The sequence below is a fragment of the Citrobacter cronae genome (genome assembly GCF_016893685.1).
GTDB classification, from domain to species: Bacteria; Pseudomonadota; Gammaproteobacteria; order Enterobacterales; family Enterobacteriaceae; genus Citrobacter; species Citrobacter werkmanii.
Window position 1 is genome coordinate 4,479,240 of sequence record NZ_CP069763.1, and the last position, 454, is coordinate 4,479,693.

The 454-nt window shown below is 42.7% G+C and carries 1 protein-coding gene; it reads right to left on the reverse strand.

The window, feature by feature from the left end; genetic code table 11:
- Nucleotides 1-454, reverse strand: a 454-nt coding sequence (locus tag JSN25_RS22265) for a fimbria/pilus outer membrane usher protein (protein WP_233638455.1), incomplete at both ends; no start/stop codon positions are given.

Sequence of the window (454 nt, forward strand, 5' to 3'; positions counted from 1 at the left end):
GCGGAAAAACTGTTTTTGCGACCAAAATCATACTGGTAATAATCCGCTATGTCATAAACATCATTTTCATCACGATGATAGCTGTCTTTATTATTGGCCCAAACGTGATCGTTAAAAGTCCGATAATCCCGTGATGAGTATCGATAGGCAGCAAGGCCAAAACGCGTGGCGGTTTGTGTCAAATATTTATTATAAGCAATTTGATAGCTTTGCCCATCAAATATATCACCATTATCCTGTTTACTGTGTGAACGCGTCGCATCCACGGAGATTGCGCCAATTCGGGTATTCCAGCCAGTTCCTAACGTGAACGAATTATAGTTATCAGCGAGCATCGTACCGCCATATAACGTTAATAGGTTACTCCACCCATATTGATAGCTCATCTGCGCAAAGTCGGTCTGATTACTTGCCCCTTCGATATGGCTACGTCCGGCGGCAAAATCATATTTGG